Annotated in this window: 26 protein-coding genes and 1 tRNA gene; 14 read left to right on the top strand and 13 right to left on the bottom strand. The window is 64.7% G+C overall.

Features of this window, described 5'->3' with window-relative positions; translation table 11 throughout:
* Nucleotides 1–48 precede the first annotated feature (48 nt).
* A complete protein-coding gene (locus IPL75_04210; protein MBK9239465.1) occupies nucleotides 49–1191 on the top strand; it encodes a VCBS repeat-containing protein in 1143 nt (380 codons plus the stop codon).
* Between the two features lie 9 nt (nucleotides 1192–1200).
* Here the strand turns inward: IPL75_04210 and IPL75_04205 are convergent, their stop codons facing one another.
* Nucleotides 1201–2220, bottom strand: coding sequence for a PD40 domain-containing protein (locus IPL75_04205; GenBank protein ID MBK9239464.1), 1020 nt, complete (start codon nucleotides 2218–2220; stop codon nucleotides 1201–1203).
* A gap of 64 nt (nucleotides 2221–2284) precedes the next feature.
* Here IPL75_04205 and IPL75_04200 point away from each other — a divergent pair, with 64 nt between their 5' ends.
* Nucleotides 2285–2542, top strand: coding sequence for a hypothetical protein (locus IPL75_04200; protein ID MBK9239463.1), 258 nt, complete (start codon nucleotides 2285–2287; stop codon nucleotides 2540–2542).
* 66 nt (nucleotides 2543–2608) lie between these two features.
* Here the strand turns inward: IPL75_04200 and IPL75_04195 are convergent, their stop codons facing one another.
* The 5 genes from IPL75_04195 to IPL75_04175 form a co-directional block, all read right to left on the bottom strand.
* Nucleotides 2609–3802 carry a serine/threonine protein kinase gene (locus IPL75_04195; GenBank protein ID MBK9239462.1) on the bottom strand — a complete coding sequence of 398 codons (1194 nt, stop codon included), beginning with the start codon at nucleotides 3800–3802 and terminating at the stop codon, nucleotides 2609–2611.
* A gap of 171 nt (nucleotides 3803–3973) precedes the next feature.
* Nucleotides 3974–5227, bottom strand: coding sequence for an FtsX-like permease family protein (locus tag IPL75_04190; GenBank protein ID MBK9239461.1), 1254 nt, complete (start codon nucleotides 5225–5227; stop codon nucleotides 3974–3976).
* Nucleotides 5224–5934, bottom strand: coding sequence for an ABC transporter ATP-binding protein (locus IPL75_04185; GenBank protein MBK9239460.1), 711 nt, complete (start codon nucleotides 5932–5934; stop codon nucleotides 5224–5226). Before IPL75_04185 ends, IPL75_04190 begins: the two co-directional genes overlap by 4 nt.
* Nucleotides 5931–6455, bottom strand: a complete 525-nt coding sequence (locus tag IPL75_04180; GenBank protein ID MBK9239459.1) for a DUF3299 domain-containing protein — start codon at nucleotides 6453–6455, stop codon at nucleotides 5931–5933. The genes IPL75_04185 and IPL75_04180 overlap by 4 nt, the downstream gene beginning before the upstream one ends.
* Nucleotides 6456–6545: 90 nt before the next feature.
* Nucleotides 6546–7208 carry an HAD-IA family hydrolase gene (locus IPL75_04175; protein ID MBK9239458.1) on the bottom strand — a complete coding sequence of 221 codons (663 nt, stop codon included), beginning with the start codon at nucleotides 7206–7208 and terminating at the stop codon, nucleotides 6546–6548.
* Between the two features lie 33 nt (nucleotides 7209–7241).
* Between IPL75_04175 and IPL75_04170 the strand changes: the two genes are divergently transcribed.
* The 5 genes from IPL75_04170 to IPL75_04150 all read left to right on the top strand — a co-directional run bounded on the left by IPL75_04170 (nucleotide 7242) and on the right by IPL75_04150 (nucleotide 11626).
* Entirely contained in the window at nucleotides 7242–8129 is an 888-nt protein-coding gene (locus IPL75_04170; protein ID MBK9239457.1) for a VWA domain-containing protein, read from the top strand.
* Nucleotides 8126–9007 carry a VWA domain-containing protein gene (locus IPL75_04165; protein MBK9239456.1) on the top strand — a complete coding sequence of 294 codons (882 nt, stop codon included), beginning with the start codon at nucleotides 8126–8128 and terminating at the stop codon, nucleotides 9005–9007. Before IPL75_04170 ends, IPL75_04165 begins: the two co-directional genes overlap by 4 nt.
* 93 nt (nucleotides 9008–9100) lie before the next feature.
* A complete protein-coding gene (locus IPL75_04160; protein ID MBK9239455.1) occupies nucleotides 9101–10396 on the top strand; it encodes an aminopeptidase P family protein in 1296 nt (431 codons plus the stop codon).
* Nucleotides 10397–10460: 64 nt separating this feature from the next.
* Nucleotides 10461–11069, top strand: coding sequence for a hypothetical protein (locus IPL75_04155; protein ID MBK9239454.1), 609 nt, complete (start codon nucleotides 10461–10463; stop codon nucleotides 11067–11069).
* Nucleotides 11066–11626: a hypothetical protein gene (locus tag IPL75_04150; GenBank protein MBK9239453.1), complete on the top strand. Its 561-nt coding sequence runs from the start codon at nucleotides 11066–11068 to the stop codon at nucleotides 11624–11626. Before IPL75_04155 ends, IPL75_04150 begins: the two co-directional genes overlap by 4 nt.
* Nucleotides 11627–11630: 4 nt before the next feature.
* Here the strand turns inward: IPL75_04150 and IPL75_04145 are convergent, their stop codons facing one another.
* Nucleotides 11631–12626, bottom strand: a complete 996-nt coding sequence (locus IPL75_04145) for a proline racemase family protein (GenBank protein MBK9239452.1) — start codon at nucleotides 12624–12626, stop codon at nucleotides 11631–11633.
* Here IPL75_04145 and IPL75_04140 point away from each other — a divergent pair.
* The 4 genes from IPL75_04140 to IPL75_04125 all read left to right on the top strand — a co-directional run bounded on the left by IPL75_04140 (nucleotide 12625) and on the right by IPL75_04125 (nucleotide 15888).
* Nucleotides 12625–13608, top strand: a complete 984-nt coding sequence (locus tag IPL75_04140; GenBank protein ID MBK9239451.1) for an ornithine cyclodeaminase family protein — start codon at nucleotides 12625–12627, stop codon at nucleotides 13606–13608. The two genes, IPL75_04145 and IPL75_04140, sit on opposite strands and share 2 nt — an antisense overlap.
* A complete protein-coding gene (locus IPL75_04135; GenBank protein MBK9239450.1) occupies nucleotides 13605–14816 on the top strand; it encodes a tetratricopeptide repeat protein in 1212 nt (403 codons plus the stop codon). The genes IPL75_04140 and IPL75_04135 overlap by 4 nt, the downstream gene beginning before the upstream one ends.
* A 16-nt stretch (nucleotides 14817–14832) precedes the next feature.
* A complete protein-coding gene (locus IPL75_04130; GenBank protein ID MBK9239449.1) occupies nucleotides 14833–15324 on the top strand; it encodes a hypothetical protein in 492 nt (163 codons plus the stop codon).
* Between the two features lie 150 nt (nucleotides 15325–15474).
* Nucleotides 15475–15888: a hypothetical protein gene (locus IPL75_04125; GenBank protein MBK9239448.1), complete on the top strand. Its 414-nt coding sequence runs from the start codon at nucleotides 15475–15477 to the stop codon at nucleotides 15886–15888.
* A 161-nt stretch (nucleotides 15889–16049) separates the two neighbouring features.
* Here the strand turns inward: IPL75_04125 and IPL75_04120 are convergent, their stop codons facing one another.
* From IPL75_04120 to IPL75_04100, 5 genes are all read right to left on the bottom strand, one after another.
* Entirely contained in the window at nucleotides 16050–17498 is a 1449-nt protein-coding gene (locus IPL75_04120; GenBank protein MBK9239447.1) for a mechanosensitive ion channel, read from the bottom strand.
* Between the two features lies 1 nt (nucleotide 17499).
* Nucleotides 17500–18648, bottom strand: coding sequence for a M48 family metalloprotease (locus IPL75_04115; GenBank protein MBK9239446.1), 1149 nt, complete (start codon nucleotides 18646–18648; stop codon nucleotides 17500–17502).
* Nucleotides 18645–19832 carry an adenylate/guanylate cyclase domain-containing protein gene (locus IPL75_04110; protein MBK9239445.1) on the bottom strand — a complete coding sequence of 396 codons (1188 nt, stop codon included), beginning with the start codon at nucleotides 19830–19832 and terminating at the stop codon, nucleotides 18645–18647. Before IPL75_04110 ends, IPL75_04115 begins: the two co-directional genes overlap by 4 nt.
* A complete protein-coding gene (locus IPL75_04105; protein ID MBK9239444.1) occupies nucleotides 19760–20659 on the bottom strand; it encodes a CHASE2 domain-containing protein in 900 nt (299 codons plus the stop codon). Before IPL75_04105 ends, IPL75_04110 begins: the two co-directional genes overlap by 73 nt.
* Before the next feature lie 150 nt (nucleotides 20660–20809).
* A tRNA-Glu gene (locus IPL75_04100) sits at nucleotides 20810–20884 on the bottom strand.
* Nucleotides 20885–20983: 99 nt separating this feature from the next.
* Between IPL75_04100 and IPL75_04095 the strand changes: the two genes are divergently transcribed.
* The 3 genes from IPL75_04095 to IPL75_04085 are packed head-to-tail and all read left to right on the top strand — an operon-like array spanning nucleotide 20984 to nucleotide 23087.
* On the top strand, nucleotides 20984–21754 hold the full coding sequence (locus tag IPL75_04095; protein MBK9239443.1) for a carboxypeptidase regulatory-like domain-containing protein: 771 nt from the start codon (nucleotides 20984–20986) through the stop codon (nucleotides 21752–21754).
* Nucleotide 21755: 1 nt separating this feature from the next.
* Complete coding sequence (cyoE, locus tag IPL75_04090; GenBank protein MBK9239442.1) at nucleotides 21756–22631, top strand: protoheme IX farnesyltransferase; 876 nt, start codon at nucleotides 21756–21758, stop codon at nucleotides 22629–22631.
* A gap of 27 nt (nucleotides 22632–22658) precedes the next feature.
* A complete protein-coding gene (locus tag IPL75_04085) occupies nucleotides 22659–23087 on the top strand; it encodes a DUF420 domain-containing protein (protein ID MBK9239441.1) in 429 nt (142 codons plus the stop codon).
* On the opposite strand, the gene IPL75_04080 is transcribed toward IPL75_04085, so the two are convergent.
* Complete coding sequence (locus IPL75_04080; GenBank protein ID MBK9239440.1) at nucleotides 23044–24495, bottom strand: hypothetical protein; 1452 nt, start codon at nucleotides 24493–24495, stop codon at nucleotides 23044–23046. The two genes, IPL75_04085 and IPL75_04080, sit on opposite strands and share 44 nt — an antisense overlap.
* Nucleotides 24496–24538 lie beyond the last annotated feature (43 nt).

The following is a 24538-nucleotide window of genomic DNA, read 5'->3' as shown; positions in this document are numbered from 1 at the left end:
GGCCGGCAACCAATGAGACCTGCTCGGCCCGGTGTCAGGAGAGAGCTGATGCGTGTGACCGTGACCTCCGTGACTGCGCTGCTCCTGGCCGCCGGATCGTGGGCCTTGGCCATCCAGCAGCCAGGCTCCAGGAGCTTCGCCCGCCGCCTCGCGCTCGAGGCTGAAGGCGCGACATCGGCGAACGTCTCGATTGGCGACCTCAACGCCGACGGCCACCTCGACCTCGTGCTGGTCAAAGGCCGTCACTGGCCGCTCGACGACATCGTGCTGCCTGGCGACGGCCGGGGCGGATTCGCGCCCGCCTACACGCTCGGCAGCCGGCCCGACCGTTCGTATTCGGGCTTGCTGGTGGACATGGACGGCGACGGCGACCTCGACGTGGTGGTGAGCAACGACACACCCGATCCGAAAGTGGTTCATCTGAACGACGGCCGCGGGCGATTCACGCAGGGCTCGACGTTCGGGCAGGGCAACTGGAGCACGCGGCACGTGAGCGTCGCCGACTTCAACCGAGATGGCCTGCCGGACGTCGTGCTGGCGAACCGGTACGGCAATAGCTCCGGCCCGAGCTTCATCTGCTTCGGCGAACGCGGCGGGCGGTTCGCGGCCGACTGCGCCGCCGTGACCGAGGGCTCCGCCACCACCATCAAGGCCGCTGATGTGAACCGCGACGGCGCGCCGGACCTGGTCGTCCCGCATCGGGACAATGGGCAGAGCTACGTGTATCTGAACGACGGAAAAGGCCGCTTCGCAAGTCGTCGGCCGTTCGGGCCGGCGAACGCCACGATTCGGAGTGCCGAACCAGTGGATCTGGACGGGGATGGCCTGATCGACCTCGCGGTGATCGACGAAGGCGCGGGCCCCGCCATCTACCGCGGCCTCGCCGACGGCACCTACGCGGCTGCCGAACCGCTCGGCCCCCGCGACATCCGGCCCTACGCCATCGCCATTGCCGACCTCGATCGCAACGGGCGGCCGGACGTCATCGTCGGGTACGTAGAGTCACGCCCGGTCGTCTACTTCAACGACGGACCGCGCGCCTTCACAGCCGTTCCCTTCGGCGATGCCGAAGGCACTGCGTACGGATTCGCGGTCGGCGACCTCGACGAGGACGGCCTGCTCGACATCGCGATGGCGCGATCGGACGCGCGGAACATGTTGTACTTCGGAGCAACTCGCGGTTCGAGTTGACGGGCGTGTTTACTTCACGAGCAACTTCGGCCAGTTGAGCACCACGTAGATCTGCTCACCCGCGGCAGGGGCCGGTGCGCTCACCCGCATCAGGAAGCGCCGGCCGTCGCTCGTCACGGCGTAGTTCGAAGGGCCGTTGATCTGCGCGTCGTCTGGGTTCAACAGGGGCTTGGGAGAAGTGAATTCGAAAGACGAGCCGGGTTTGACGTCAACGGACATCAGGCCGCGGTCTCCACGCACAAAGATCAGTTCCCTGCTGTCGCCACGCCAGCGCGGCCCGACGGCGTCGCTCGTGATCTTGCGTTGGTCGGTGAACGATGGAAAGGCGGCGACCCACAGTTCCCACACGCCTTCGACCTGCGTGACGTAGGCCACCCACTTGCCGTCTGGAGAGACCCGATGTGGCCCGCCCCGCTGGTCGGTCAACACGCGCGGCTGCGCCGTCACGGGCGTGGTCACGTTCTCTTCGGGCGTGGGGAGCAGCATCAGCTTGGCGCGACCACTAATCAGGATGCCGTCCTTGAGCCACGCCAGGTGTCCCACGGGCTCGGCAGCGGTATGGACCAGCGTTGGTTTGCCGGAGCCGACCACTATCTGGTGGATCTCGCGTGAGCCTCTTGTCGCAAAAACGATCCGTCGCGAATCGGGAGACCAGGCCAGTCGAGACTTCAACCGGCCGTCCGAGGTCAGCCGAGACACGACACCGGACGGGAATTCCACCAGGTAGAGATCGCCGGCGTCGACACCCGTCGTTCGCGCGACCACCGCCCGCATATTGTCCGGAGAGAGATCGACGTCGCCCCACTGGCCCTCGGGCAGCGTGAGGGCTGCGCCCTCGGGAGTCCCGTCGCGTCTGAACCAGCGGTACTGATGAACAGCACCCGCGATGTCCGTGCGATACGCCAATGCGGCAGCGGACACGGAAAACGCGCGACGCGCGTTGGGCAAGCCGTCGGCGATAGGAACCGGCTCCCCTTTCGATTTCAACTGGTCCCAATCCCACGGCTGTGCGAGCAGTATCGTCGTCACGCTGTATCAGAAGATGGTCCGGCGCGAACGTGGCCAGGTTGGGTCCCTCTGCCAGCAGGGTCCGGTGCTCGATTTCGCCGAACTTCTGGACATACGTTGCGGGCCGGTCGCCGCCATCTTCCAGGAACAGGAACCGCAGGCCGTCGGGAAGGACCTGTGGAAACGTGTGTCGTTCGCCCTTCTCGCTCCGGGTGACCGCTTCTGGCAAGCCGTTTCCACTCGCCGATACGCGATTGATGGCACCGCCCAACGCTGGCGTGCCAAACAGGATGACGCCTTCGGGATCACCTGCCGGCTGAAACCATGTCCCGCCTCCCGATGAGTCAGGGCCGGACAGATGACAATGGGGCACCCGCCACTCGCGGGAATCCGCATGAGTCTGCGGCCGTTATCGACCGAGGCGAAGAAGGCAATGTGCCTTGAAGTCCGGCGACCAGAAGGGTTGTCTGGCACCTTCGGTGTTGTCCAGTTTCCGCCAGGCGAACGAATCGATGGCACGCACCCACAACGCGGTCTGCGCCGTCGTGCCTGAGCCGCTCTGGGCGACGAACACGATCGCACGCCCGTCGGGAGAGATCGCCATCGTTCCGGAGTCAAACGAACTCGGCAATGTATGACCCGGCGGAGGTGTGACGGTAAACCTCGTCACATCACCGTCGTTCCCGGGCGCCGGACGCAGGAACAGGAGCGCCGCGACCGCAAGCGCGGCGGCTGCGGTGATCCACGGCGCCCACTTCAACAGGCCGCTTGAGGGTGTTGCCGCGGACGCCACGGCGTCTACCGGCGCGAACTCCGTCAGCAACCGTCGCGCATCGCCAATCGCCTGCAACCGATTCTTGCGATCCCGCTCCAGGCACCATCGCAGCAGCCGCTGCGCCCGCGCCGGAGCCTTCGACAGATCGGGGTCCTTGTTCAGGACGCTGCCGAGAATCTCGACGATGGACTCGCCCTGGAAAGGTCGTGTGCCGGTGAGGATCTCGTGAAGAATCACACCGAACGACCAGATGTCGGAGCGCCTATCGGCGGTCTTGCCCCGCGCCTGCTCCGGAGACATGTAGGCCGCGGTGCCCAGAATCGCGCCGACGACCGTTGCGCCGGCTGTCAGCGTGGGCGAGTTCTCCGGATTGGTGTCGCTCGAGGACGTCACATCCAGAGCCTTCGCCAAACCGAAGTCGAGGATCTTCACCACGCCATCGGGCGTGATCTTGATGTTGGCGGGCTTCAGATCCCGATGGATGATGTTCTTCTCGTGCGCGGCCTCGATGCCGTCGATCAGCTGCAGCACGATCGGCAGCGCATCGTCGAAGGCGAGCGGGCCTTTGAGCGTCTCGCCTTCCACGAGCTCCATGACCAGGTAGTTCGGGCCCACGTCATAGAGGTGACAGATGTTGGTGTGGTTGAGCGATGCGATCGCCCGCGCCTCCTGAGTGAAACGCTCGGTGAACTCCGCGTTGGACACCTTGACCGCCACGTCGCGGCGCAGCCGGTCGTCGTGGGCACGATACACCTCGCCCATGCCGCCTTCGCCCAGTAGTCCGAGGATTTTGTACGGGCCGAGTTTGTCGCCAGCCGCCAGTTTCATGAAAGAGCCGCGCCAGTCTAGCACTTGGGCAAGGCCGCGGCCTTGAGACCCAGGCCGCGGAACCTGGCGGCCTTGAGGTTCAGGCCGCCCTACGAGGACGCGCATTTCGTAGCGCGGCGTGGGTCTCAACGCCGCGGAACTTGGCGGCTCTGGACTCTGGACCCTGGACCCTTACGACAGCGGCGTCAGGTTGGACGCGACGTCCGTGCGATAGGCCTTGAACGCCGGCACGAGGCCGGCAAGGGCACCCAGCAGAATCATCCCGACGGGCGTCATCCACAGGGCGTGGTCGAATCTGAACGCGTCGAGGACGACGCCGGTCTGCGCGCGGACGATGACAAACGCTGCGGCGAGGATGGCGCCGTACACGAGGAATCCCAGAAGCGCGCCAATCGTGGTGATGGTGGACGCCTCAAGAACGATAGCTGAGAACACGGTTGAGCGCCTGGCGCCGAGGGCGCGCAGAATGGCGAACTCGCGCCGCCGCTCGTTCATCGTGTTGTAGATGCTCGCCAGAATCGAACCGGCCGCCACCACCACAATCAGATACGCCACCATCGTCAGAATGCGGCTGACCCAGCCGATGCGATCGAAGAGCTCCGCCATCACGCGAGCGATGGGCCACGCGAGCGTGGCCACCTTGCCCTGCTGGTTGATCTGGCCGTTGAGCAGAAACCCAGCCTGCGGGTTGCGCAACTTCAGCATCACGGCGCTGACTTCGAGGTTCTCCTCGGCGATGACCTCGCCGGGCCGAGCGCGCATGGGCTTGCCCGCACCGCGCAGCACGTGGCCCGACATGCGATAGATGCCTTCGATGGGAATCCACACGACGCGATCGGATGGGCCGTTTGTGGGCTCCATGATCGCCACGACTGTGTATTCATCCTGGTGCTTTTCGCGTTCACTGAATTGAAGGCCGTGATACGGCGTGAACGTGGACCCGACGGTCATCCCGAGCTTTTCCGCGACGTAGTTCCCGAGAATCGCTTCCTTCTTCGACTCGTCAAACACCCGGCCGCCGGGTTCGAGCACAAAGCCCTGTCCTTCGCGGTAGGTGAACTTCGTGAACATCTCCTGTGTGGTACCGACAATGCGGTAGCCCTGGTAGTTGTCGCCCACCGCGTAAGGAATGGCCAATGTCACGCGCGGGTCTTCGGAAATTTCCTTGTAGAGCGACCAGGGGATGTTCCCCGGCGACGTCTCGAGGTGAAACACGGTGTTGAGTACGAGCTGGAGTTGGCTTCCACGTGCGCCGAGCACCGCATCAAATCCAACCTTGCCACCAGTGAACGCATCGTAGGTCTGGGCGTTGATGGCAAACACCGACATGGTGAGGCCGGCCGCCAGGCCCACCGACACGATCGTGACAAACGACGACAAGGCGTGCTGTCGCAGACTGCGCCGCACGAGAGACATGAGGTTCATCGGTGTCCCCCCGATGCCGAGACGGCGTGCGCGGCGGCGGCCTGATTGAGGTCCGCCAAATCCTCGGACCGGTCGAACAGTGCGAGGACGGCCGGGTCGTGACTGACGAGCAGCAGGGCTGCGCCATTCTCCCTGCAGGCTTCGCGAATCAGTTCGAGCGCTTCGCCCGCGTGGCGCTGGTCCAGGTTGCCGGTGGGTTCATCGGCCAGCACGAGCTTGGGACGATTCGCCAGGGCGCGCGCCACGGCCACTCGCTGCTGCTGGCCAATCGACAACTGCGAGGGACGGTAGTTGACACGATGTGAGAGGCCCACACGTTCCAGCAGTTGCTGCGCTCTCGTGCGGTCAACGCCGGAGCCAAACAGCATGCCGAGCATCACGTTTTCAATCGCGGTGTAGCCCTGGAGGAGGTTGAAGTTCTGAAAGACGTACCCGATCGTCTTCGCACGCACTCGATCGCGGCCACTCTCAGACAACGACGTCATCGTCTGCCCGGCGAGCACGATGGTGCCCTTGTCGGCTTGGAGAATGCCGGCGATGAGATTCAGGAATGTGGTTTTGCCGGAACCACTGGCGCCGCGGACGGCCACCTGCTCTCCCTCGGCCAGCTGGAACTGCGGCACATCCACAATCAGTGTGGATTCGCCCTCTGGCGAGAGAAAGCTCTTCTGCAGGCCCGTGACGTCGAGCAGCGGCGTGGTGGTCACTGCACGCTGTCGGCGACGATGGAGTAGAGGCCTACGATGCGACCCTTCTCCACCTCTTCTGCAATGCTGAAGGTGCCGCGCACGAGAATTTCGTAGCCCGCGCCGTACGTCTTGGCTTTCTGGCCCGGCTTCATCGAGACATAAATCCACTCGTTGATGCGGGGCACCCCGCCGAAGCCGCAGGCATCGACGCTGGCGTTGAGGATGAAAGTGGACGTGCCGGAGCTGTCGTAGTCGAGCGGCAGGATGTTGCCGTAGATCTCCACCTTCTTGCCCTGCAGCGAGAGGATGGTGGCGGGAATGGTGTTCTTGACCTGCTTGGGTGATGGGTCGAAGGGGTCCGACGGGTTGTAGTCGTATCCGGCCAGGAACCAGAAGTCCAGGAACATGTAGCCCGACTTGGTGACGGCGGGCTTGCCAACCGGAGGCTTCGTGTTGACTGATTGCTGCGCGCCTACCTTGGAGGCGAGCATGACGAGGGCCACGGCAATCGAGAGTCCCGCGAGAATTTGGCGTCGCATCGCCTCTGATTCTATCAGGGACCGTACGTAGCTCGGCCTGCTACTCAAGGCCGAGGACATGCTCGGGCTTGAGGAACAGCCCGAGCTGCGTCAGGAACCAGCGCGCCACGCCCGAATGACCTGCCCAATCTCGTGGCCGGTCTCGGCAATCCACTCGTCCCCGCGCAGGTGGAGGTCGCCACGAGCGTTGCCGAAGCCGTATTGAGCCACGCAAATGCCGGCGCCCGCGCGCCGCGCAGTTTCAACGTCCACCATCGAGTCCCCCACGAGCAGGGTGGACTCGGGGGTAGCATCCGCCAGCGCCATCAGATGCTGCAGGCCCGACGGATCGGGCTTGCGTCCAAAGGCGCTGTCGCCGCCGATCACTGAGAGAAAGAGCGGGGACCAGCCGAACGCCTCAAGCAACAGCTGTGACGGGGCGAGGGGCTTGTTGGTCAACACGGCCAGTGTGGCCACGCCCGCCGTCTGTTCCAGCATGTCGTCTATCCCGGGATAGGGCCGGGTGGTGGCCAGCAACCGGGTCCGGTAGTGAGCGTGAAACCGGCCCAATGCGTCGTCCAGGTCCGCGTCCAGACCAGCAGCTGCAAGCGCTCGTTGCACGAGGATTCGCGCGCCTTCGCCCACCATCATCACCACGCGGTCGAGCGGGAGTGGCGGCGCGCCGAACGATTCAAGGACGGCGTTGGTGCTGTCGGCCAGATCCTGCCGCGAGTCCACGAGTGTGCCGTCAAGATCAAAAACTACAAGTGCCATGTGCCCGGCCTCATTTTTGCTTAGGATACCTGTATGGGCCCTCGGCGACCTCTTTGGATGACGGCCGCTGCGCTCGGCCTGTGCGCCGCAGCGACGTACGGCCAGCAGCAACCGACATTCCGGTCGGCCACCCGCACGGTTCCGGTCTACGCCACAGTCACCGACGCCACGGGGCGACTGGTGCCTGACCTGGAGCAGGGCGACTTCGAGATCTGGGACAACGGCAAGAAGGTGGCCATCTCGCTCTTCGAGAACTCCATCCAGCCGATCAGCGTTGTTGTCATGCTCGACACGAGCGGAAGCATGACGATGAATCTGGATCTGTTGAAGCAGGCAGCGACGCAATTCGCCATTCGACTGCTGCCCGCGGACAAGGCCCGTATCGGGAGTTTCAGCGACAAGATTCGGGTGGCCCCTCCGGGATTCACGAATGATCGCGACGAGCTGGTGCGCATCCTGCGGGATGACATCCAGTACGGGAATCCGACCGCGCTGTGGGATGCGACCGACGTCGGGATGGAGGCGCTCAAGGACATCGAGGGCCGACGGGTGGTGCTGGTCTTCACCGACGGCGCGGATAACTGGAGCCGCCTTGATCAGGGCGACATCCTGGCGCGGGCCCGAAACGAAGAGTTCCTGATCTATGCGATCGGCCTGCGGTCGCGGATGCGCGGCCAGGGGGTCACGCGCCCCGACGCCGGGCTGCGCAAGGTCGCTGAGGAGACGGGCGGAGGGTACTTTGAGTTGACCCGCGCCGACGAGTTGAATTCGACGTTCACACGAGTGGCGGCGGAGCTGCACAGCCAATACGTCCTGGGTTTCACGCCGCTTGCGGTGGACGGCAAGGTCCACAAGCTTGAGGTTAGGATCAACCGGCCGGGCCTGGTGGCCCGCGCCAGAAAGAGCTACGTGGCCAAATGACCCGTCTTCCTCTCATCGTCGCGGTCGTCGGAGTCCTCACCGGGGGCGTTCAACAGCAGCCGACCTTCAAGTCGGGTACGCGCACGGTTCCGGTATACGCCACGGTGTTTGATGAGGATGGGCGCCTGGTGCCCGGCCTGGAGCAATCCGACTTCGAAATCTACGACAACGGCAAGAAACAGGCCGTAACGATTTTCGACAACAAGCCCATTCCATTCTCTGCCGCGTTGACGCTGGACTCGAGCATCAGCATGGAGATGAACCTTCCCTTCATGCAGGATGCAGCGGTGCAGTTTGTGATTCGGCTCGCGCCGGAAGACAAGACCGTGGTTGGGTTCTTCAATTCCAAGATCCAGTTCAGCCCGAGCCTCACGAACGATCGCGACAGCCTGGTCAGTTATATCCGCAACAACATGACGCGGGGCAACTCCACGCGGCTGTGGGACGGGGTTGATGCCGCGATGGATCAGCTGACCGACGCCCTGGGACGCCGGGTGGTGGTGGTGCTGACCGACGGAGACGACCTCGGCGCGAGCAGCCGCAGCAACGGGGACATCCTCGAGCGTGCGCAGCGCGAAGACGTGATGATCTACACGCTGGGCATTGAGTCGTATTACCACAACGGTGAGCGATGGACGCTTTCGCGGCCCGGCGGCGCATTCAGACGACTGGCGGCGGAAACGGGCGGCGGATTCTTTGAGCTGAAGAAATCAGCTGAGCTCAACTCCACGTTCACGCGAGTGATTGCGGAGTTGCACAGCCAGTACGTGCTGGGATTCTCGCCCACGGCAATGGACGGAAAAGCGCACAAACTCGAAGTGCGCCTCTCCAAACCCGGCCTCACCGCCCGCGCCCGCAAGTCCTACGTTGCCAAATAGGGGGACGGGTGTGTTATCCACAGAAAACCTCAATTCGGGGACAGGTCTCAGATAAACTTCCCGCTGAGACCTGTCCCTCAAATGAGGTTTTCTGTGGAAAACACACCCGTCCCCCTTTCTCGCCGCCAATTTCTTTCAACGAGCGCCCTGGGCGCGGGTGCGCTCGCGGCCGGATGTGCCGGCGCACCTGACCCCGCGCCGGCCGCTGCCGCCGCCGACACGCCCGCGTTTCTCAAGGGCCTGACGCCCATGACGGCCGGCGTCGTGCCGATTGGCGACGACGAGCGGCGGGCGCGGATCGCCAAAGCCCAGAAGCTGATGGCCGAGCAGAAGCTGGACGCCATCTTCATGGAGGGCACCACGACCTGTGCCTACTTTGCGAATATGCGATGGGGCCAGAGCGAACGCACCTTCGGCGTCGTCATTCCCGCCAAGGGCGAACTGGCCTACGTGTGTCCTGGATTCGAGGAAGACCGGGCACGCGAGCTGATCACGTTCGGCAATGACGTGCGCGTCTGGCAGGAAGACGAAAGCCCCTACAAACTCATCGCCGACATCGTCAAGGATCGCGGCGTGCGTCACGGCCGCATCGGCATCGAAGAACGAGTGCGGTTCTTCATTGCCGACGGCATTCGAAAAGCATCCTCGCTGGAGTTGGCTGACGCCACGCCGGTGACCGCCGGATGCCGGATGTACAAGACCGCGGCCGAGATCGCGCTGATGCAGCGCGCCAACGACGTGACTATTGCGGCATACCGCGCCGCGTTTACCACCATTCGGCCGGGCATCACGCAAGGCGAGTTGAGCGGCAACATTGCCGCGGCGTTCAAGGCGCTCGGATACACGGGCGGCGCAAGTGCGCAGTTCGGCATCTACACGGCGTTTCCGCACGGCAGCGCCACGCCGCAGACGCTCAAGGAAGGCGACGTCGTCATGGTCGACGGCGGCATGAACCTGGAAGGCTACGCCTCTGACATCACCCGCACCATCGTGATGGGCAAACCCACGCCGCGCCAAATCGAGATTTGGAACCTGGAGAAGCGCGCTCAGGACGCCGGTTTCGCTGCCGCGGTGATTGGCGCGCCGTGCGAGAACGTGGATATCGCGGCTCGCAAGGTCATCGTCGACGCGGGCTTCGGGCCGGGCTACAAGGTGCCGGGCCTGCCCCACCGCACGGGGCACGGCATCGGCATGGAAGGGCACGAATGGACGAACTTCGTGCTCGGCAACAAGACGCCGCTCGCGCCGGGCATGTGTTTCAGCGACGAACCCACCGTGGCGATCTACGGAGAGTTCGGCATCCGGCTGGAAGATTGTCTTTACATGACTGAAGCCGGCCCGAAGTTCTTTACCAAGCAGAGCGTTGCCATTGACCAGCCTTTTGGCTGAACGGTTCCCATTCCCCGGAGGACATATGAAACAGCAACTCACAGCAGGCATCCTCGTATTTGCAATGGCCGGCGCAGCGTGCGGCAAAAGCGCGGAACAGGAACAGGCCGAGAAGACGGCTCAGGCGATCGCCGACGCCACCAAAGCGGGCGCGGATCAGATGGCGGCGGGCGCCGCAGCCATGACCAAGGGCCTGGAGCAGATGGCGCAGGGAGCCAGTGGCGCCGGCGGCAAGGTCGAGGTGTTGCCGTTCGAAAAACTCGGCGAGGCCTTCCCGGAAGTCAGCGGCTGGACGCGTGGCGAAATCACCGGCTCCACCTCGACCTTCCCCATGTCAATCTCGCAGTCCGAGGCGAGCTATCGGAAGGACGATGCGAGGATCAAAGTGGAGGTCGTTGATGCCGCGCTGGCCCAGATGCTGTTCGTCCCGTTCTCGATGTTCCTCTCCTCCAACTTCAGCGAGCGCTCTTCGGACGGCTACAAGAAGGGCACTTCGGTCAAAGGTGAACCCGCCTTCGAAGATGTCAACACGAAGAACCAGTCCGCCGAACTCACGGTCGTGGTCGGCAAACGGTTCATCGTCACGGGGCGTGGATCCCAGGGCGCAGGCATCGAACCGGTGCGTGCCGTGCTGGAGCAGATGGACTTCACCAAGCTGACGGCCGCGAAGTGATTCACGGAGTGCAGAGGGCGTTCACGGTGGCCGCTATTGCCACCGTTATGGTGGCGTGTGGCAGCGGCCAGGAGGCCACTCCCGCGCCGGTGCCCGCTGCACCCGCGCAGACTCCGAGTGCGCCTGCGGTGACACTGGTCTCACTGCAGGACCTGCGGGCGTCGGTGCCCCAGTTTACCGGCTGGACACGCGGCGAGATCACGGCACAGGAAGGCCCGGCCCCCTCGCGCTCCACTCATGTGCAGGTCACGTTCACGCGCGGCGCGGAGACACTCAGTCTGGAGATAGCGGATACCGGCGGCGACGAACGGTCGATTGAATCACTTGAACACATGGCCGGCACAAGCACGAGCCGCACGGTCGAGAACGGCTACTTCAAAGGCACCACCGTCGCCACGTTCCCGGCCGTTGAGTCATGGAACACCGTGGACAAGCTCGGCGAACTCAGCGTGCTCATCCGCCGGCGCTACATCATCAACGTCGCGGGCGCAGGACTGTCAGATGCTCAGCCGATGCGCACCCTCGCCGAAGCCGTCGATACGTCTCGGCTTCGGTAACGCCTCATAACCGAAAGCCTTCCGGCACTACGTCGCCCGGTTCGACGATGAACGTGTGCTCGCCGGTGATTGACGCCGCGCCGGTGAGTTCGGGAACGATCGCCGCGTAGTCGCCGACCGTCGTCCTGGACAACACGCGGGCGCTGAACGTGGTGCCGATGATGCTCTCGTGCACGAAGGGCACGCTGTCGTCGGTCAGGCCCATCGCATCCAGCACCGCAAGCACAGCACATGTCCCGGTGCCGCAGGGGGATCGATCGACCTCGTGGTCCGCAAACACCGTCACGTTGCGCAGGTGGGCGTCGGCCACGGTAGGCGGCCCTGTGAAGATCGTGCCGTAGATTCCAGTCAGGCCAGGCTCGAGCGGGTGCACCACGGTGATCACGCGCTCCACCTCGCGCGCGATGGCCATGCCCACGGTCTTGAGATCGCCAAGCCGTTCGCGGACCACGGCCAGCCCGACGCTTTCCGCATCCACTACCGCGTAGAAGGCACCGCCAAACGCCACGTCCACCCGAACGTCCCGGTTCCCCACGCGCACGACCAGACCCGCCGCGAGCACAAACGACGACACATTGACGAACGACACTTGCGTGACGCGCGACCCATCCATGTGTGCGCGCGCCCGAATCTGCCCTGCCGGCGCGTCAAACACCAGAGTCCGCCGGCCATCAGCATGGGTCACAAGCGACCGCTCAAACGCGATGGTCGTGACCGCGACGATGCCGTGGCCGCACATGGTGCTGTAGCCCTCGTTGTGCATGAACAGGACGCCGACGTCCGAATCCGCGCGCTCAGGCTCGGTCAGCAGCGCTCCGTACATATCCGCATGGCCGCGCGGTTCGAACATGAGCACCCTTCGCAGATGGTCCTGATGCTCCCGAGCCCAGGCCCGCCGTTCCAGCATCGTGGCGCCCTCAGGCGCGGGCCACCCGTGGGTGACCAGCCTCAGCGGTTCGCCTGCTGTGTGGGCGTCGATCGTGCGTAAGATGAGGGACATGCCCCTATTGTTATCGGAACATGACGTCCGCCGCGTGCTACCCATGCCGGATCTGATTCAGGCCATGGGCTCGGCGCTGGCCGAATACTCCGCGAACCGCGTGTCGCAACCGGTACGGACGGTCATCGAGGTCGGCCCCGAGCGCGCGTACTTCGGCATCATGCCGGCCGTGATCGATGCGCCGGCGGCCATGGGCGCCAAACTCGTCACCGTGTATGCCGGCAACCACGCGCGTGGCCTGACGTCGCACCTGGCGACAATCATCCTGCTGGACCCGGCCACCGGCGCGCTCGTCGCCCTGCTCGACGGGCGCTACATCACCGAAGCCCGCACGGCGGCCGTCTCGGCCGTGTCCGTTGATAGGCTTGCCCGCGCCGGCGCCACGCGCCTGGCCATCATCGGCAGCGGCGTGCAGGCGCGCAGCCACCTCGACGCCATCAGGCATGTCCGCGCCTTGACCGACGTGCGCGTGTGGAGCCCCAACGCCTCGCACTGCGCGGCGTTCGCGCAATCGGCATCCGCCGACACCGGCCTGACCGTCCGCGCCGCCGCCAGCGCGCGTACGGCGGTACGTGACGCCGACATCGTGGTGCTCGTCACGGCGTCTCCCGTGCCGGTCATCACCGACGAAGACATTGCGCCGGGCACCCACATCTGTGCGATCGGCGCCTGCCGGCCCACGCAGCGCGAAATGCCGACGGCCCTGGTCGCCCGCTCGCGCCTGTTCGTGGACTCGCACGCAGCCGCACTGGTCGAAGCCGGCGATATCGTGCTGCCCATCAAGGAAGGCGCCTTCACCGCCGACCACATCGTCGGCGAACTCGGCAGTCTCGTGCTGGGACGGTGCGCGGGCCGGCAGTCTGATGCGGAGGTCACGCTGTTCAAGTCGCTCGGAATGGCGGTGGAAGATCTCGTAGCGGCGCAGCTTGTGGCTGAGCGCGCGACGGCCGCCGGCCTGGGCACGGAGTTCTCGCTCTCGTGACAGCGCGGACGCGGACAGCGTTCGGAACTCTGCTGATCGCGGTCCAGGCCGGTCTGACAGCCGCAGCGCCTGCGTCGCAGCCACCACGTCCGCTGCCCGAAGCCTTTGCTGCCGCGTACAACCTGAACTACGAGGATGCCCTGCGCCTGGCGCGACAGGACGCGGCCGCTCGGCCGGATACCTCCGAAGTACATCGGACGCTCGCCACCATCCTCTGGATGCACGCGCTCTTCACTCGTGGCGGCGCCACGATCGACCACTACCTCGGCGGCCTGACGTCCTCTCAAATCAAGCTGCCCCCGCCACCTCCTGACGCGGATGCCGAATTCCGCAAACACCTCGGACGAGCGATCACCCTGGCAGAAGCCGCCGTGAAACACGATTCGCGGAGCGCGCAGGCGCGATACGACCTCGGCGCCGCACATGGGTTGCAGGCCTCGTACGTGGCCACGGTGGAAGGAAAAGTCACGCAAGCCTTCGGATCGGCGCGGCGGGCCTACAACTCACACGAGTGGGTGCTCGAACATGCGCAGGACAGGACCGACGCCGGACTCGTGGTGGGCACATACAGGTATGCCGTGGCCGCGCTCTCGATGCCCAAGCGCCTCGTCGCGTACATCGCCGGCTTCGGCGGCGGGAAGGAACGAGGCCTTCAGCTGATCGAAGGCGCGGCAAAACATCCGCTCACGCGGACAGACGCACGCATCGCCCTCGCATTGATGTACAGCCGCGAGGGACGGCAAGCCGACGCGCTGTCCGTGCTCAAGGCGCTCTTCGCCGACCATCCACAGAACCGCCTGCTGCAGCTGGAGATTGGGTCAGCGGCGTGGCGCGCCGGCCTGCCGGCCGAAGCCGAAGCCGCGTTGACGTCCGGTCTCGCCTGGCACGACCGCGATCCCCGGCCGAAGGTGCCTGGCGAGCGCGCGCTGTGGATTTACAAACGGGGCATGGCACGGGTCTCGCTCAACCACCTCGACGAGGCGGCATCGGACCTCAGGATGGCGCTGACCCAGAACCCGGTCGGGTGGGTGCGGGGCCGTGTGCACCTGGAATTGGGCAAGGTCGCCGACCTGCGTCAACAGCGATCGACGGCCCTCACCGAATATCTGGCCGCCGGCGAGTTGTGCCGCACCCATCAGGACCCGTGGTGCCAGGAGGAGGCCGGACGCTTGAGGAAACACCCCTTCAGTTTCCGTCCAATCTCATAGACTACAACTGGCACGCATGAAGCCCTGGCTCAAGATCCTGCTCGTGATCGTCGCCCTCGGCATGCTGGGCATGTGCGGCATCGCCGGTGCAGGCATTTACTTCGTGTCAAAACACGTCAATACCGAACGCGTGTCCAGCGGCAGCGCGCTCAAGCAATTCGACGACGCGCTGGTTCCGTTCAAAGACCAGAAGCCGCTCCTCGAAATCGACGCCTCCGAACGTGTGCGCCGGATGCGCGACCTGAGTGAGGCGCCGACCGCCGCCGTCAAGGCCACGAACCTCATCGTCATGGCGTGGGAACCCGACCAGGGCCGTATCGTCAACCTCAAGCTCCCGCTCTGGATGTTGACGATGGGACAGCGGAAGGTGGATCTGGGCGTCGGCGCCGAACGTTTCGATCTCCAGAAGCTGGAACTCGACATCAACGAGATCACTCGGGTGGGATCACTCCTGATCGTGGATGTCCGCGGCCGCTCAGGTGAACGCGTGCTGATCTGGACGGAATAGAGGACAGCGGGACGCTGTCCCTGCTATGGCGAAATGTCACAAATGACCGAAATGGCGAAATTCTGGTGGCTTCGCATCCTTCCTTAGATCGGCACGACGCTTGCAATGTGGGCAGTCATGGAGGTTTCTATGACTGGTACACGTGGACTGATGCTGGCTTTGACACTGGTGGTGGCCACGCCTACGTTGGCGGCGTGTCAGACTTGGCACGACCCGCGTTGGGACGATCGACGATCGGATCAACGTGGACGGCCAGATCCACGCGATGAGCGCGGCGGAGTCAACTCGCGCGCGATTCCCCGCTTTGATGAGGCGTTCCGGAACGGGCAGGACGACGGCTACGAAGCCGGCCTGCGGGACGGCCAACGTGGCGAGCGCTTCGACCCCGTAGGCGAAAAGCGCTACCGATCAGGCGACCGCAACTACGATCGCCGCTATGGACCCAAGGAGCTCTACAAGGATCGTTACCGTGACGGATTCCGCCGCGGCTACGACGAGGGCTACCGAGACGGAAGACGCTACGATCGGCGCGACGCTCCGCGCTGGTGGCCGTTCGGGCGTTAACAGCCGCGTAGTGGCGAAATGTCACAAATGACCGAAATGGCGAACTGCGGAAATGACTGGGTGCGCCAATGAGTCAAATGAAGGCATTTCCAAAAGAAGTCCTCCGTGTCTCAGCGTCTCCTGTGATCCGTACGTGAGGTGTGATCCGTACGTGATCTAGGCTACGCCAGACGGAAGAACTTTCGCATCCGCGCCAGGAGCGACGCATGGCTTGCCGCCGGCGCTGCACCTGGCGCGGACTTGACCGCATCCAGTTCCGCGCGGCGCGTGGCGGCGGCCCCGGCCAACGCATCCAGCACCGAGGGTTGACTCCGCACGTGCGCGCCAAACGCTTCCGCTGAAATTTCGAGAAGCATGCTGTCGCGGCGCGCGGTGACCGTGGCCGATCGGGCATCGCCGGTGAGCAGCGACATCTCGCCGAAGTAGCCTCCGCTTTCCGTGACGGCCACTTCGCGGCGTTCGGGTCCGACGGAAATCACGACGGTGCCGTCAGTGACCAGGAACATCGATCCGCCGGGTTCGCCTTCCCTCACCACGATGTCGCCCCGCCCGTACAGCCGAGTACGCGCCGCTGCCGCCAGCGCCGCGTGCACCTCGGGCGCCAGCCCTGCAAAGATCGGCACGGCCGCAATCTGCTGCTCATTCCGGTGGTGCTCGGCAATCGGGTCGCGTGGGATTTCGTTTCGCTGATATTCGATCTGGATCGGCCACGGGATCTCGATCTCGCGCCGATGAAATTCGTAGTAAATCGCCGTGCGCACTTCGTCCCGCGCGCGCTCATCATGCTCGAAGTCTGTCACCCAGAAGCGGGCCCTGAAGATCAGCGCGGATGCGCCGAAATCCACCAGCACCACATCCGGCGACGGCTTCTCGAGCACGCGCGAGCACCGCGCCAACGCCACCATGATCGCCTCGCGCACCTGGTTCGGCGGTATCTGATAACCCGTGCCCACTTCGACAAACAACCGCGTGGGCGACAGCGGTTCCGAGTAGTTCGTGATGGCTTCCTTGCCCACGATGTTGTTGGGCACGATCACGAGGTTGCCGGTTTTGGTCTGAATCTTCGTGGCGCGCCACGTGATGTCGGTGACGCGGCCCTGGAACGGACCGACTTCGATCCAGTGACCCGGCTTGAACGGCCGGTCGATTTGCAGCGCGAGGCCCGCGAAGAAATTGCCCAGCGTGTCCTGCAACGCGAAGCCCACGACGACCGCACCTACGGCGGAAGCGGCGAGCAACTGCTCGGGGAACACCAGCGTGACGACCAGCAAGAAGACACTGATGATGAGCGCGCCCTGCACGATGCCCGGTGCGCGCTCGGTGGCGTGGTCGCTGAACCACGGATGGAACAACAATGTGATGACCACCTGGATGGCCCCAAGCGTCAGCAGCAGTTTCTCAACGCTGAAGATATTTCCGTAGTACCCCTCAGGCACCACGGCACTGACCAGCAGCAGATGGGCTGCGACGGCAGCGGCCGACACACCCAGCGTGAGCCTGAGCCTGCGGCGCAGCGCGGGGTTGCGCACCGCAAACAGGAGCGCCAGCGTGGCGACAAGGAGCGCCACGCCGGCGATGAAGTGCGGGCTTGTCAGACGCGCAGTGTCCACGTCAGCCCGAGATGCCCTTGCGGAAGGCGGCGATCTCGGCCGGCGTCAGGGTCACCGTCACGCGCGCCGGGTTCGATCCGCCCTTGGCGTCGCGGTCGGGGTTGACTCCCCGCGACCCGGCGGACGCCACCGTGCCGGTGTTTGTTTTGTCGGCGCCCAGCTTTGAGGTAATCCCACCGAGACCGAACTTGCTCGAAGACGCCGGCGGCTTCGCCGTCGACGACGTCGTCGTGGCGGCAGGTTTGGCCGTGGTTGTTGTGGCAGACCCACTGCTGCCGGCGAGTGATGAGGCGCCGGCGGCGCCGGCAACTACGGTCACCGCAACAGGCCTGTACGAAATCGTGGCCTTGTAGCGCGCAGCGACCGTGGCGGTCGCGGTGAGCTTCTCGGATGTGATCTGCTTCGCCAGCTTGTCCGTGCGTTCCTTGGTTTTCGGGTGAGACGCAAACACGCCGCTCGGCTCTTTCAAGTCTTTGTTCCGGTCGGCCAGGCGCGTCAGGAACGCCCCCAGACCGGCCGGCGCGTATCCGACCTTGTTGGCCATGCGGATGCCCACCTTATCAGACTCGTTCTCGTCACCTTGGTCGTACTGGTTCTCGAGCAGGTTGTCATAGGCCGCGTCGAGCATGAACTCCAGCACGTTGCTGCGGGTCGCGGCTTCGACCGCGGCTCCCGAGAGCTTCTTGTTCTTGATGGCGTTTAACGTGTGCTTCGCGGTGATGTGGGTGATCTCGTGGCCGAGCACGCCCGCCAGTTCGGCCTCGTTGGCGATAAGTGCAAGCGCGCCGCGTGTGATGTGCACAAAGCCTCCGGGCGCCGCGAATGCGTTGACGCCGTCGGTGTCGAGCACGACGAAGTTCCACGCAAGATTCGGCCTGGTGCTCGACGACGCCACGACGCGGCCCACCAGCGACACGTACTTATGCACTCCGGCGTCCTGCACCACGCCGTACTTCTGGCGCAGGCGGGTGCTGATGGCCGCCCCCATGTCCTTTTCTTCCTGCTCGGTGACGACGAGGTCCTTGACCTGGTCGGCCATGCTCTTGGCCTTGCTGATCTTTCCGACCGCCTGGCCGAGTTTCCCGAGCTGCGCCGAGGCTGGCGCCGCCACCGCAAGCATCAACACACTGATGAAAAGCACCCGTCTCATGAACGCCCCCCTATTACCTCGTGCACCACGATCGCCTGGGCCTTGCCCTTCACCGTAATCGCGCCAATCTCGCGCGTCGGCACATCCGTCGTCAGTCTCGATCTGACGGCCTCGCTGATGAGGATGCGCACGCCGTGCTCCTTGGTGGCAGACTCAAGGCGCGACCCCAGATTGACCGAGTCTCCAATGACTGTGTAACTCATGACGGTGTCGGACCCGATGTTACCCGCAATCATGTCCCCGGAGTTGATGCCAATTCCAATATCCACGGTGGGCATTCCCCGGGCTTTCCAGTCGGCATTCAGGCGGTTCAGCTCCTGCACCATCTCGAGGGCGGCGGCCACGGCATGGTCGGCGTGGTGCGGGTCGGTCACGGGTGCGCCGAACAGGCCCATCACCATGTCGCCGACGAACTTGTCCAGCGTGCCCTGGTGGCGGAACAGGACGGCCACCATCGCGGAAAAGTACTCGTTGAGCTGCGCCACCACGGCTTCCGGGGTGGCCTTTTCCGACGCGGTTGTAAACCCGCGGATATCCGAAAAGAGCACGGTCATTTCCCGGCGCTGGCCACCCAGTCGCGCGAGCGACGGGTCTGCCACCAGGTGCGCAAACACATCGGGTGACACATACCGTCCGAACAGCTGTTTCATCAGACGCTTCTGCCGGTCCTCCACAAAATATTGCCAGGCCGTGCCACCAAACGTGGCCAGGGAGAGGCCCAAGACCGGCGGCACCAGACTCACCCACACGCCCGCACCGATCGCCGCGGTCGTCGCCCAGACGAGAATGGCGCCCAGAACCAGGACCACCCCCACCGCCCACCCGACGGGCAGCACCACCGCGACCACCCCGGCTGCGAGGCTGACGCCTCCGGTGGTCAACACGTCCACGGTGGTGTCGGCCTTGCGCATGAACCGCTGCGACAACACGTCATCCACTGTCGCGGCGTGAAGCTGCACGCCGGGCATCGCCGGTCCGCCGAACGGCGACGGATACGTGTCTTTCAAGCCTGGGGCGGTGGTGCCGATGAACACGTACTTACCGCGGAACTCTGCGGGGTCCACGAGCGGCGCCGCGCCATTGAGCATCAGGTCTTCGGAGCGCAGCAGGTCTACGAAGGAATAGGCCGGATACGTGCGTTGCCCTTCGGCATCTGCATAGGGCCCGTGTAACCGGAGCAGCATCTGACGCGACGGCAGTTCTTCACCGGTGGTCGAGCGCGCGGGGGCTGAGAGCACCGGCACTTGCGCCGAGCCGACGCGCAGGATCGACCCGTCCACGGAGACCCCGAGGCCGGCACACGATCGGCCGCCAGGAAGGAGGCCAGTCCGAGCCACGGCACCGGCCGTCCCTGGGCCACGACGAACGGCAACACGCGGCGTGCTGTGCCGTCGGGGTCAAGTTCCAACATGGTGTGGCCGACGCCTGCGCTTGCCGCGGCGAGATCGGCAAACGGCAGACGAAGGTGTGGGCGCACAAAAAAGCCGGGCCCGGGGTCGTAGTTCACGCCGGGCAGCGGCGGCGCTGCAGGCACAGGTGTTTCCGCGCTGGCCGAGCCCTCAAAAATTACTTCAGCCGCCAGCACCACATTTCCCGCGCGCCTGACGCTTTCGACGAGCGCGGCATCCGACTCGGCGCCCGACATGGTCGCGCCGCTGTCTCCCAGCGGAAACGCGCCGCGAAGGTCCCGGTCCACGAACAACACATCGTAGGCGATGGCTTTCGCCTGCCCGCGCGCCAGGAAGTCCACCACAGCCGAATGCACCAGGCGTGGCCATGGCCACCGGCCGAACGTGGGCTCCAGCAGGCGCAGCGACGACTCGTCGATTTCGACGATGACCATGTCCTGGTGCGCGCCGCCCCCGCGCGCCAGGCGCGTGTCATGGGTGGCCACGAGCCGGCGGTCGTACGTGGAGAGCTCCTGGTCCGTGAAGACCCGGAACAGGCCGAGGCCGTAGGCCAGCGCCCACGCCACGCCACCAATGGCGAGACCGATCGCAACTTTTCTCATCGACCTGTGAAGAGTAGACCGAATTGGCGTCCGCCTTCCGCCTGCGCCTGACAGGCGCTCCGCTCCTGGCTCCGGCGGGACAGCCTTCGCGAGAGGCTCGCGGGCGCAGCCCAGCCGAAGCCAGGAGCGCAGCGACTGATTGGCGAAGGCTGGTAGCGGTACGGGGATTCGAACCCCGGTTCTGTGGTTGAGAACCACATGTCCTGACCCCTAGACGATACCGCCATGGATGGGGCCGGTTTCGGCCCTAACCCGAACACTGAAAGTAGCATCGTGGCGAGAAGGCGGTCAAGTCAGGGATAATCGACAGGTTCAATTACTGCCATGACTTCTACCCGCATTTCTGCCGCCGCTCTTCTCGTGATTGTGGTCCTGACCCTGGCCGCCTGCTCGCCCGCGCCCACGCCGTCTGCCCCGCCCCCCGCCACCGGCGGCAAGCGGGTGGACAGCGCCACCGCAGGGTCGGTGGCCGGTCGCATCACATTCACGGGACAGGTGCCGAAACCTGAACTGCTGCGCATGGGCAAGGACGCGGCGTGTGTGGCCGGCGCCGGCCCGAACCCGCAGAGCGACGCCGTACTCGTCGGCGCAGATGGCGGGCTCAAAAACGTCTTTGTCCACGTTAAGGCGACATTCGACGAATACACCTTCGACACGCCGACTGAAGCCGTCACGATGGACCAGAAGGGGTGCGTGTATGCGCCGCGCGTGTTCGGCGTGCGCGTGGGCCAGCCGATCGAAATCCTGAACAGCGATGACACGGTGCATAACGTGCACGCCCTGCCGATGCAGAACCAGGAGTTCAACGAAAGCCAACCGCGCGCCGGGATGCGGACAACGAAGATCTTCACCGTGCCCGAAGTCATGGTGCGATTCAAATGCGACTTCCACGGATGGATGGCCGCGCATGTGGGCGTGGTGAGCCATCCGTTCTTCGCGGTCACAGACGCCACTGGCGCATTCGACCTCAAGGGCCTGCCGCCGGGCACCTACACGATTGAAGCGTGGCACGAGGTCTTCGGCACCCGCACGCAGCAGGTCACGATCGCCGCAGGCAGCCAGCAAAGCGTGACGCTGGCCTTCGGCCCGGCCTGAAATGCCATCCACACCTTCGCGCGTGGCCGATTGGATCACGCTTGCCAAGATCCGGGTGAATACCCTGGTTGTTGCCACCACCGCAGGTGGCTACTACATGGCCACACCCGGCGACGTGGACCTGACGCGCCTGGCCGTGACGTGCGCCGGCACGGCGCTTGTGGCAGGCGGCGCGGCCGCGTTCAACCAGGTCAGCGAGCGCGATACCGACGCTCTGATGGACCGCACGAAAAACCGGCCTGTGGCGGGGCTCCGGATGTCGCCGCGCGAAGGCCGCATCGTTGCGGCAGTCTTCTCGGCCGTGGGGTTGGGCATTCTCGGCGGCGCGGTGAGCATGCTGGCGATGTGGGTGGCGCTGGCCACGCTGTTCAGCTACGTCCTCTGTTACACGCCGCTCAAACGCTACACGTCGTTTGCCACCGTGGTCGGCGCCGTGCCGGGTGCGCTGCCGCCGATGATCGGCTGGGCCGCCGCGCGCGGGTCGATCGACGAACTGGCGGGCTGGTCGTTGTTCTTCATCATGTTCATCTGGCAGCTGCCGCACTTCCTGGCCATCGCGTGGATCTACCGGGAAGACTACGGCCGCGCCGGACTGCCGATGTTGCCGGTGATCGATCACACGGGCGCCATGACCGGTCGCCAGATGGCCCTCTGGGCCGCCACCCTGGTGCCGGTCAGCGTGATGCCCACGGTGGTGAACCTGGCCGACCAGACGTACGCCATCGGCGTGTTGATACTCGGCCTGATGCAGTTTGCGCTGACCGTCCGCTTCGCCTGGTCGCGCACCAAGACCAACGCGCGCGTGGTGTTCTACGCGTCGATCATCTATTTGCCGCTGCTGTGGATTCTGATGGCGATCGCGAAGTTGGGAACTTAGGAACTGGGGAACTGGGGAACTGACTAAATGATCTCGGTAAGCGACCTTCCGACACTGAACGCATCGCTGAACGCGCTCTGCACGGTGCTGCTGGTTATCGCGTACTTCCACATTCGGGCGCGGCGCATTGAACAGCATCGAAAGACGATGCTGGCGGCGTTTGGGACGTCGGTGTTGTTTCTGATTTCTTACGTGATTTATCACGCGCAGGTGGGGTCGAAGCCGTTCCCGGGCACCGGAATGCTGCGCACGATCTACTTCGTCATTCTGGTGCCGCACATCATCCTGGCGGCGGCCGTGGTGCCGCTCGCACTCATGACGTTGCGGCGCGGACTGAAACGCGATGATGCCCGCCATCGCGCCATCGCGCGGTGGACACTGCCCATCTGGCTGTTTGTCTCGGTGACCGGCGTTATCGTCTATCTGATGTTGTACTGGCCACGACCCGCTGCCTGAGGTTGGCCACCGTCAACGCGGTGTTGTTGAGCGCGCGATGGTCATCAGCGTCGCACGGGTTCGTCGTCAGCACGCCGACGACGCAGTCGGTGCGAGTGCCGCCGGGAACCCCCATCGCCTCTCCAGGCAGGAACCAGAGATTGCCGCGGCAGGCAAAACTGCCCCCGGTGCAGAACGGGTTCAGACGATTGTCAGGGTTGGCCCAGGCCAGCAGCCGCGTGCAATTGAACCCCTGCACGGCGCAGGCGTCGTTGTACGACATGACCGTGCGCCACCGCTGCCCCACCCGTGTGTTGTTGTAGCCGTGGGCATAGCTGTAGGGAAACACGGAGGTATTCACGTACCAGTCGTGTTGCGCGCCCATGTTGTGGCCCCACTCGTGGGGCATGGTCAGGCCAGGCGTGACGCACACGGTATCCGTGACGCTGTAGCCGAACGGGTCAAACGCGGCGTTCACCGTCGACATCACGTAGGCAATGCCGCAGGCGTCGGCGCCACTGGACGGATGCACCAACATCATGACCAGGTCGGCGCCAAACTGATTACGCAGCGCGGGCACGCCGCTGAGCGGGCCCAGACCCTGGCGCAGACTCGTGAGATTCGCGCTGAATGAACCGACTTCTGTGTAGCCCACGAGGGCGCTGTGCACGAGGCGCACGCGATGCTTGACGTCGCTGTTCGCATACGTCGTGTTGGTCTCGCTGATGCCGATGTTGATGAGGTTGGCCATGCCTGCCGCGCCGCCTGCGTGCTGCTGCGCCAATGCGGTATAGACCACCATCACGTCAATGATGTCGGCCGTATCAGTAATGTTGCGATCGGCCGCGGCCGCAAGCGCTTCGGGCGTGTACGTGGGTTCGAGCGGATCCGCCTCGCGTGGGAGCGCGGCTTGATTCACCTGCGAAATCACATGCACTTCGCCCGCGGGCTGCGGATTGGCGGCCCGTGACTCCGCCGACGCCGGCCGAATGTTGAACGTGCCTGACGGCATCACGACACTGCCTGCGAGAAGGCCTCCGCCGTACACGAGGGTCACTGAACTCGCCGCGACCCCATCCACATGCCCCACCCAGGTGACGCCGGACGTATTCGGATCAAAACGCTCAAATACCGCAACGATGGAGACGTCGGGAAAGAGTTCGAGCGACAAAGACGGCTCGCGGACCAGTTGCGGGCGGGTTCGGGGATCCGGCAGCGTGTTGACGTCCAGCGCCACCGCGCGCGACCGTGTCACGCTCGCATCGCTTGCCGCGAGGATTTGGGACAGGGCCGCGGCGGGCAACAGCGCATCGTTCGACAGCGGACTGGACGAGGCCCGGACAGCCCCCAGCCACGACGGGCTCAGCGCCACCATCAGGCCGGCCCCGGCCAGCACACCTGCGCGAACCATCGAGAAAGATCTGCCCATGCTCTGCCTCCCGCCGTTACTATACTGCCGGCCACTCGCTTTT

The organism is Acidobacteriota bacterium (assembly GCA_016716905.1).
In the GTDB taxonomy this organism is placed as follows: Bacteria; Acidobacteriota; Vicinamibacteria; order Vicinamibacterales; family SCN-69-37; genus SYFT01.
The sequence above is the reverse complement of the archived record's forward strand: the minus strand, read 5'-3'. Positions and strand labels throughout refer to the sequence as shown.

Excerpts from the sequence above, each read along its gene's own strand:
- IPL75_04210 (MBK9239465.1), top strand. The coding sequence starts at position 49 with ATGCGTGTGACCGTGACCTCCGTGACTGCGCTGCTCCTGGCCGCCGGA.
- IPL75_04195 (MBK9239462.1), bottom strand. The coding sequence starts at position 3,802 with ATGAAACTGGCGGCTGGCGACAAACTCGGCCCGTACAAAATCCTCGGA.
- IPL75_04190 (MBK9239461.1), bottom strand. The coding sequence starts at position 5,227 with ATGAACCTCATGTCTCTCGTGCGGCGCAGTCTGCGACAGCACGCCTTG.
- IPL75_04180 (MBK9239459.1), bottom strand. The coding sequence starts at position 6,455 with ATGCGACGCCAAATTCTCGCGGGACTCTCGATTGCCGTGGCCCTCGTC.
- IPL75_04175 (MBK9239458.1), bottom strand. The coding sequence starts at position 7,208 with ATGGCACTTGTAGTTTTTGATCTTGACGGCACACTCGTGGACTCGCGG.
- IPL75_04170 (MBK9239457.1), top strand. The coding sequence starts at position 7,242 with ATGGGCCCTCGGCGACCTCTTTGGATGACGGCCGCTGCGCTCGGCCTG.
- IPL75_04165 (MBK9239456.1), top strand. The coding sequence starts at position 8,126 with ATGACCCGTCTTCCTCTCATCGTCGCGGTCGTCGGAGTCCTCACCGGG.
- IPL75_04155 (MBK9239454.1), top strand. The coding sequence starts at position 10,461 with ATGGCCGGCGCAGCGTGCGGCAAAAGCGCGGAACAGGAACAGGCCGAG.
- IPL75_04140 (MBK9239451.1), top strand. The coding sequence starts at position 12,625 with ATGCCCCTATTGTTATCGGAACATGACGTCCGCCGCGTGCTACCCATG.
- IPL75_04145 (MBK9239452.1), bottom strand. The coding sequence starts at position 12,626 with ATGTCCCTCATCTTACGCACGATCGACGCCCACACAGCAGGCGAACCG.
- IPL75_04130 (MBK9239449.1), top strand. The coding sequence starts at position 14,833 with ATGAAGCCCTGGCTCAAGATCCTGCTCGTGATCGTCGCCCTCGGCATG.
- IPL75_04125 (MBK9239448.1), top strand. The coding sequence starts at position 15,475 with ATGCTGGCTTTGACACTGGTGGTGGCCACGCCTACGTTGGCGGCGTGT.
- IPL75_04115 (MBK9239446.1), bottom strand. The coding sequence starts at position 18,648 with ATGAGACGGGTGCTTTTCATCAGTGTGTTGATGCTTGCGGTGGCGGCG.
- IPL75_04110 (MBK9239445.1), bottom strand. The coding sequence starts at position 19,832 with ATGCTGCTCCGGTTACACGGGCCCTATGCAGATGCCGAAGGGCAACGC.
- IPL75_04105 (MBK9239444.1), bottom strand. The coding sequence starts at position 20,659 with ATGAGAAAAGTTGCGATCGGTCTCGCCATTGGTGGCGTGGCGTGGGCG.
- IPL75_04095 (MBK9239443.1), top strand. The coding sequence starts at position 20,984 with ATGACTTCTACCCGCATTTCTGCCGCCGCTCTTCTCGTGATTGTGGTC.
- cyoE (MBK9239442.1), top strand. The coding sequence starts at position 21,756 with ATGCCATCCACACCTTCGCGCGTGGCCGATTGGATCACGCTTGCCAAG.
- IPL75_04085 (MBK9239441.1), top strand. The coding sequence starts at position 22,659 with ATGATCTCGGTAAGCGACCTTCCGACACTGAACGCATCGCTGAACGCG.
- IPL75_04080 (MBK9239440.1), bottom strand. The coding sequence starts at position 24,495 with ATGGGCAGATCTTTCTCGATGGTTCGCGCAGGTGTGCTGGCCGGGGCC.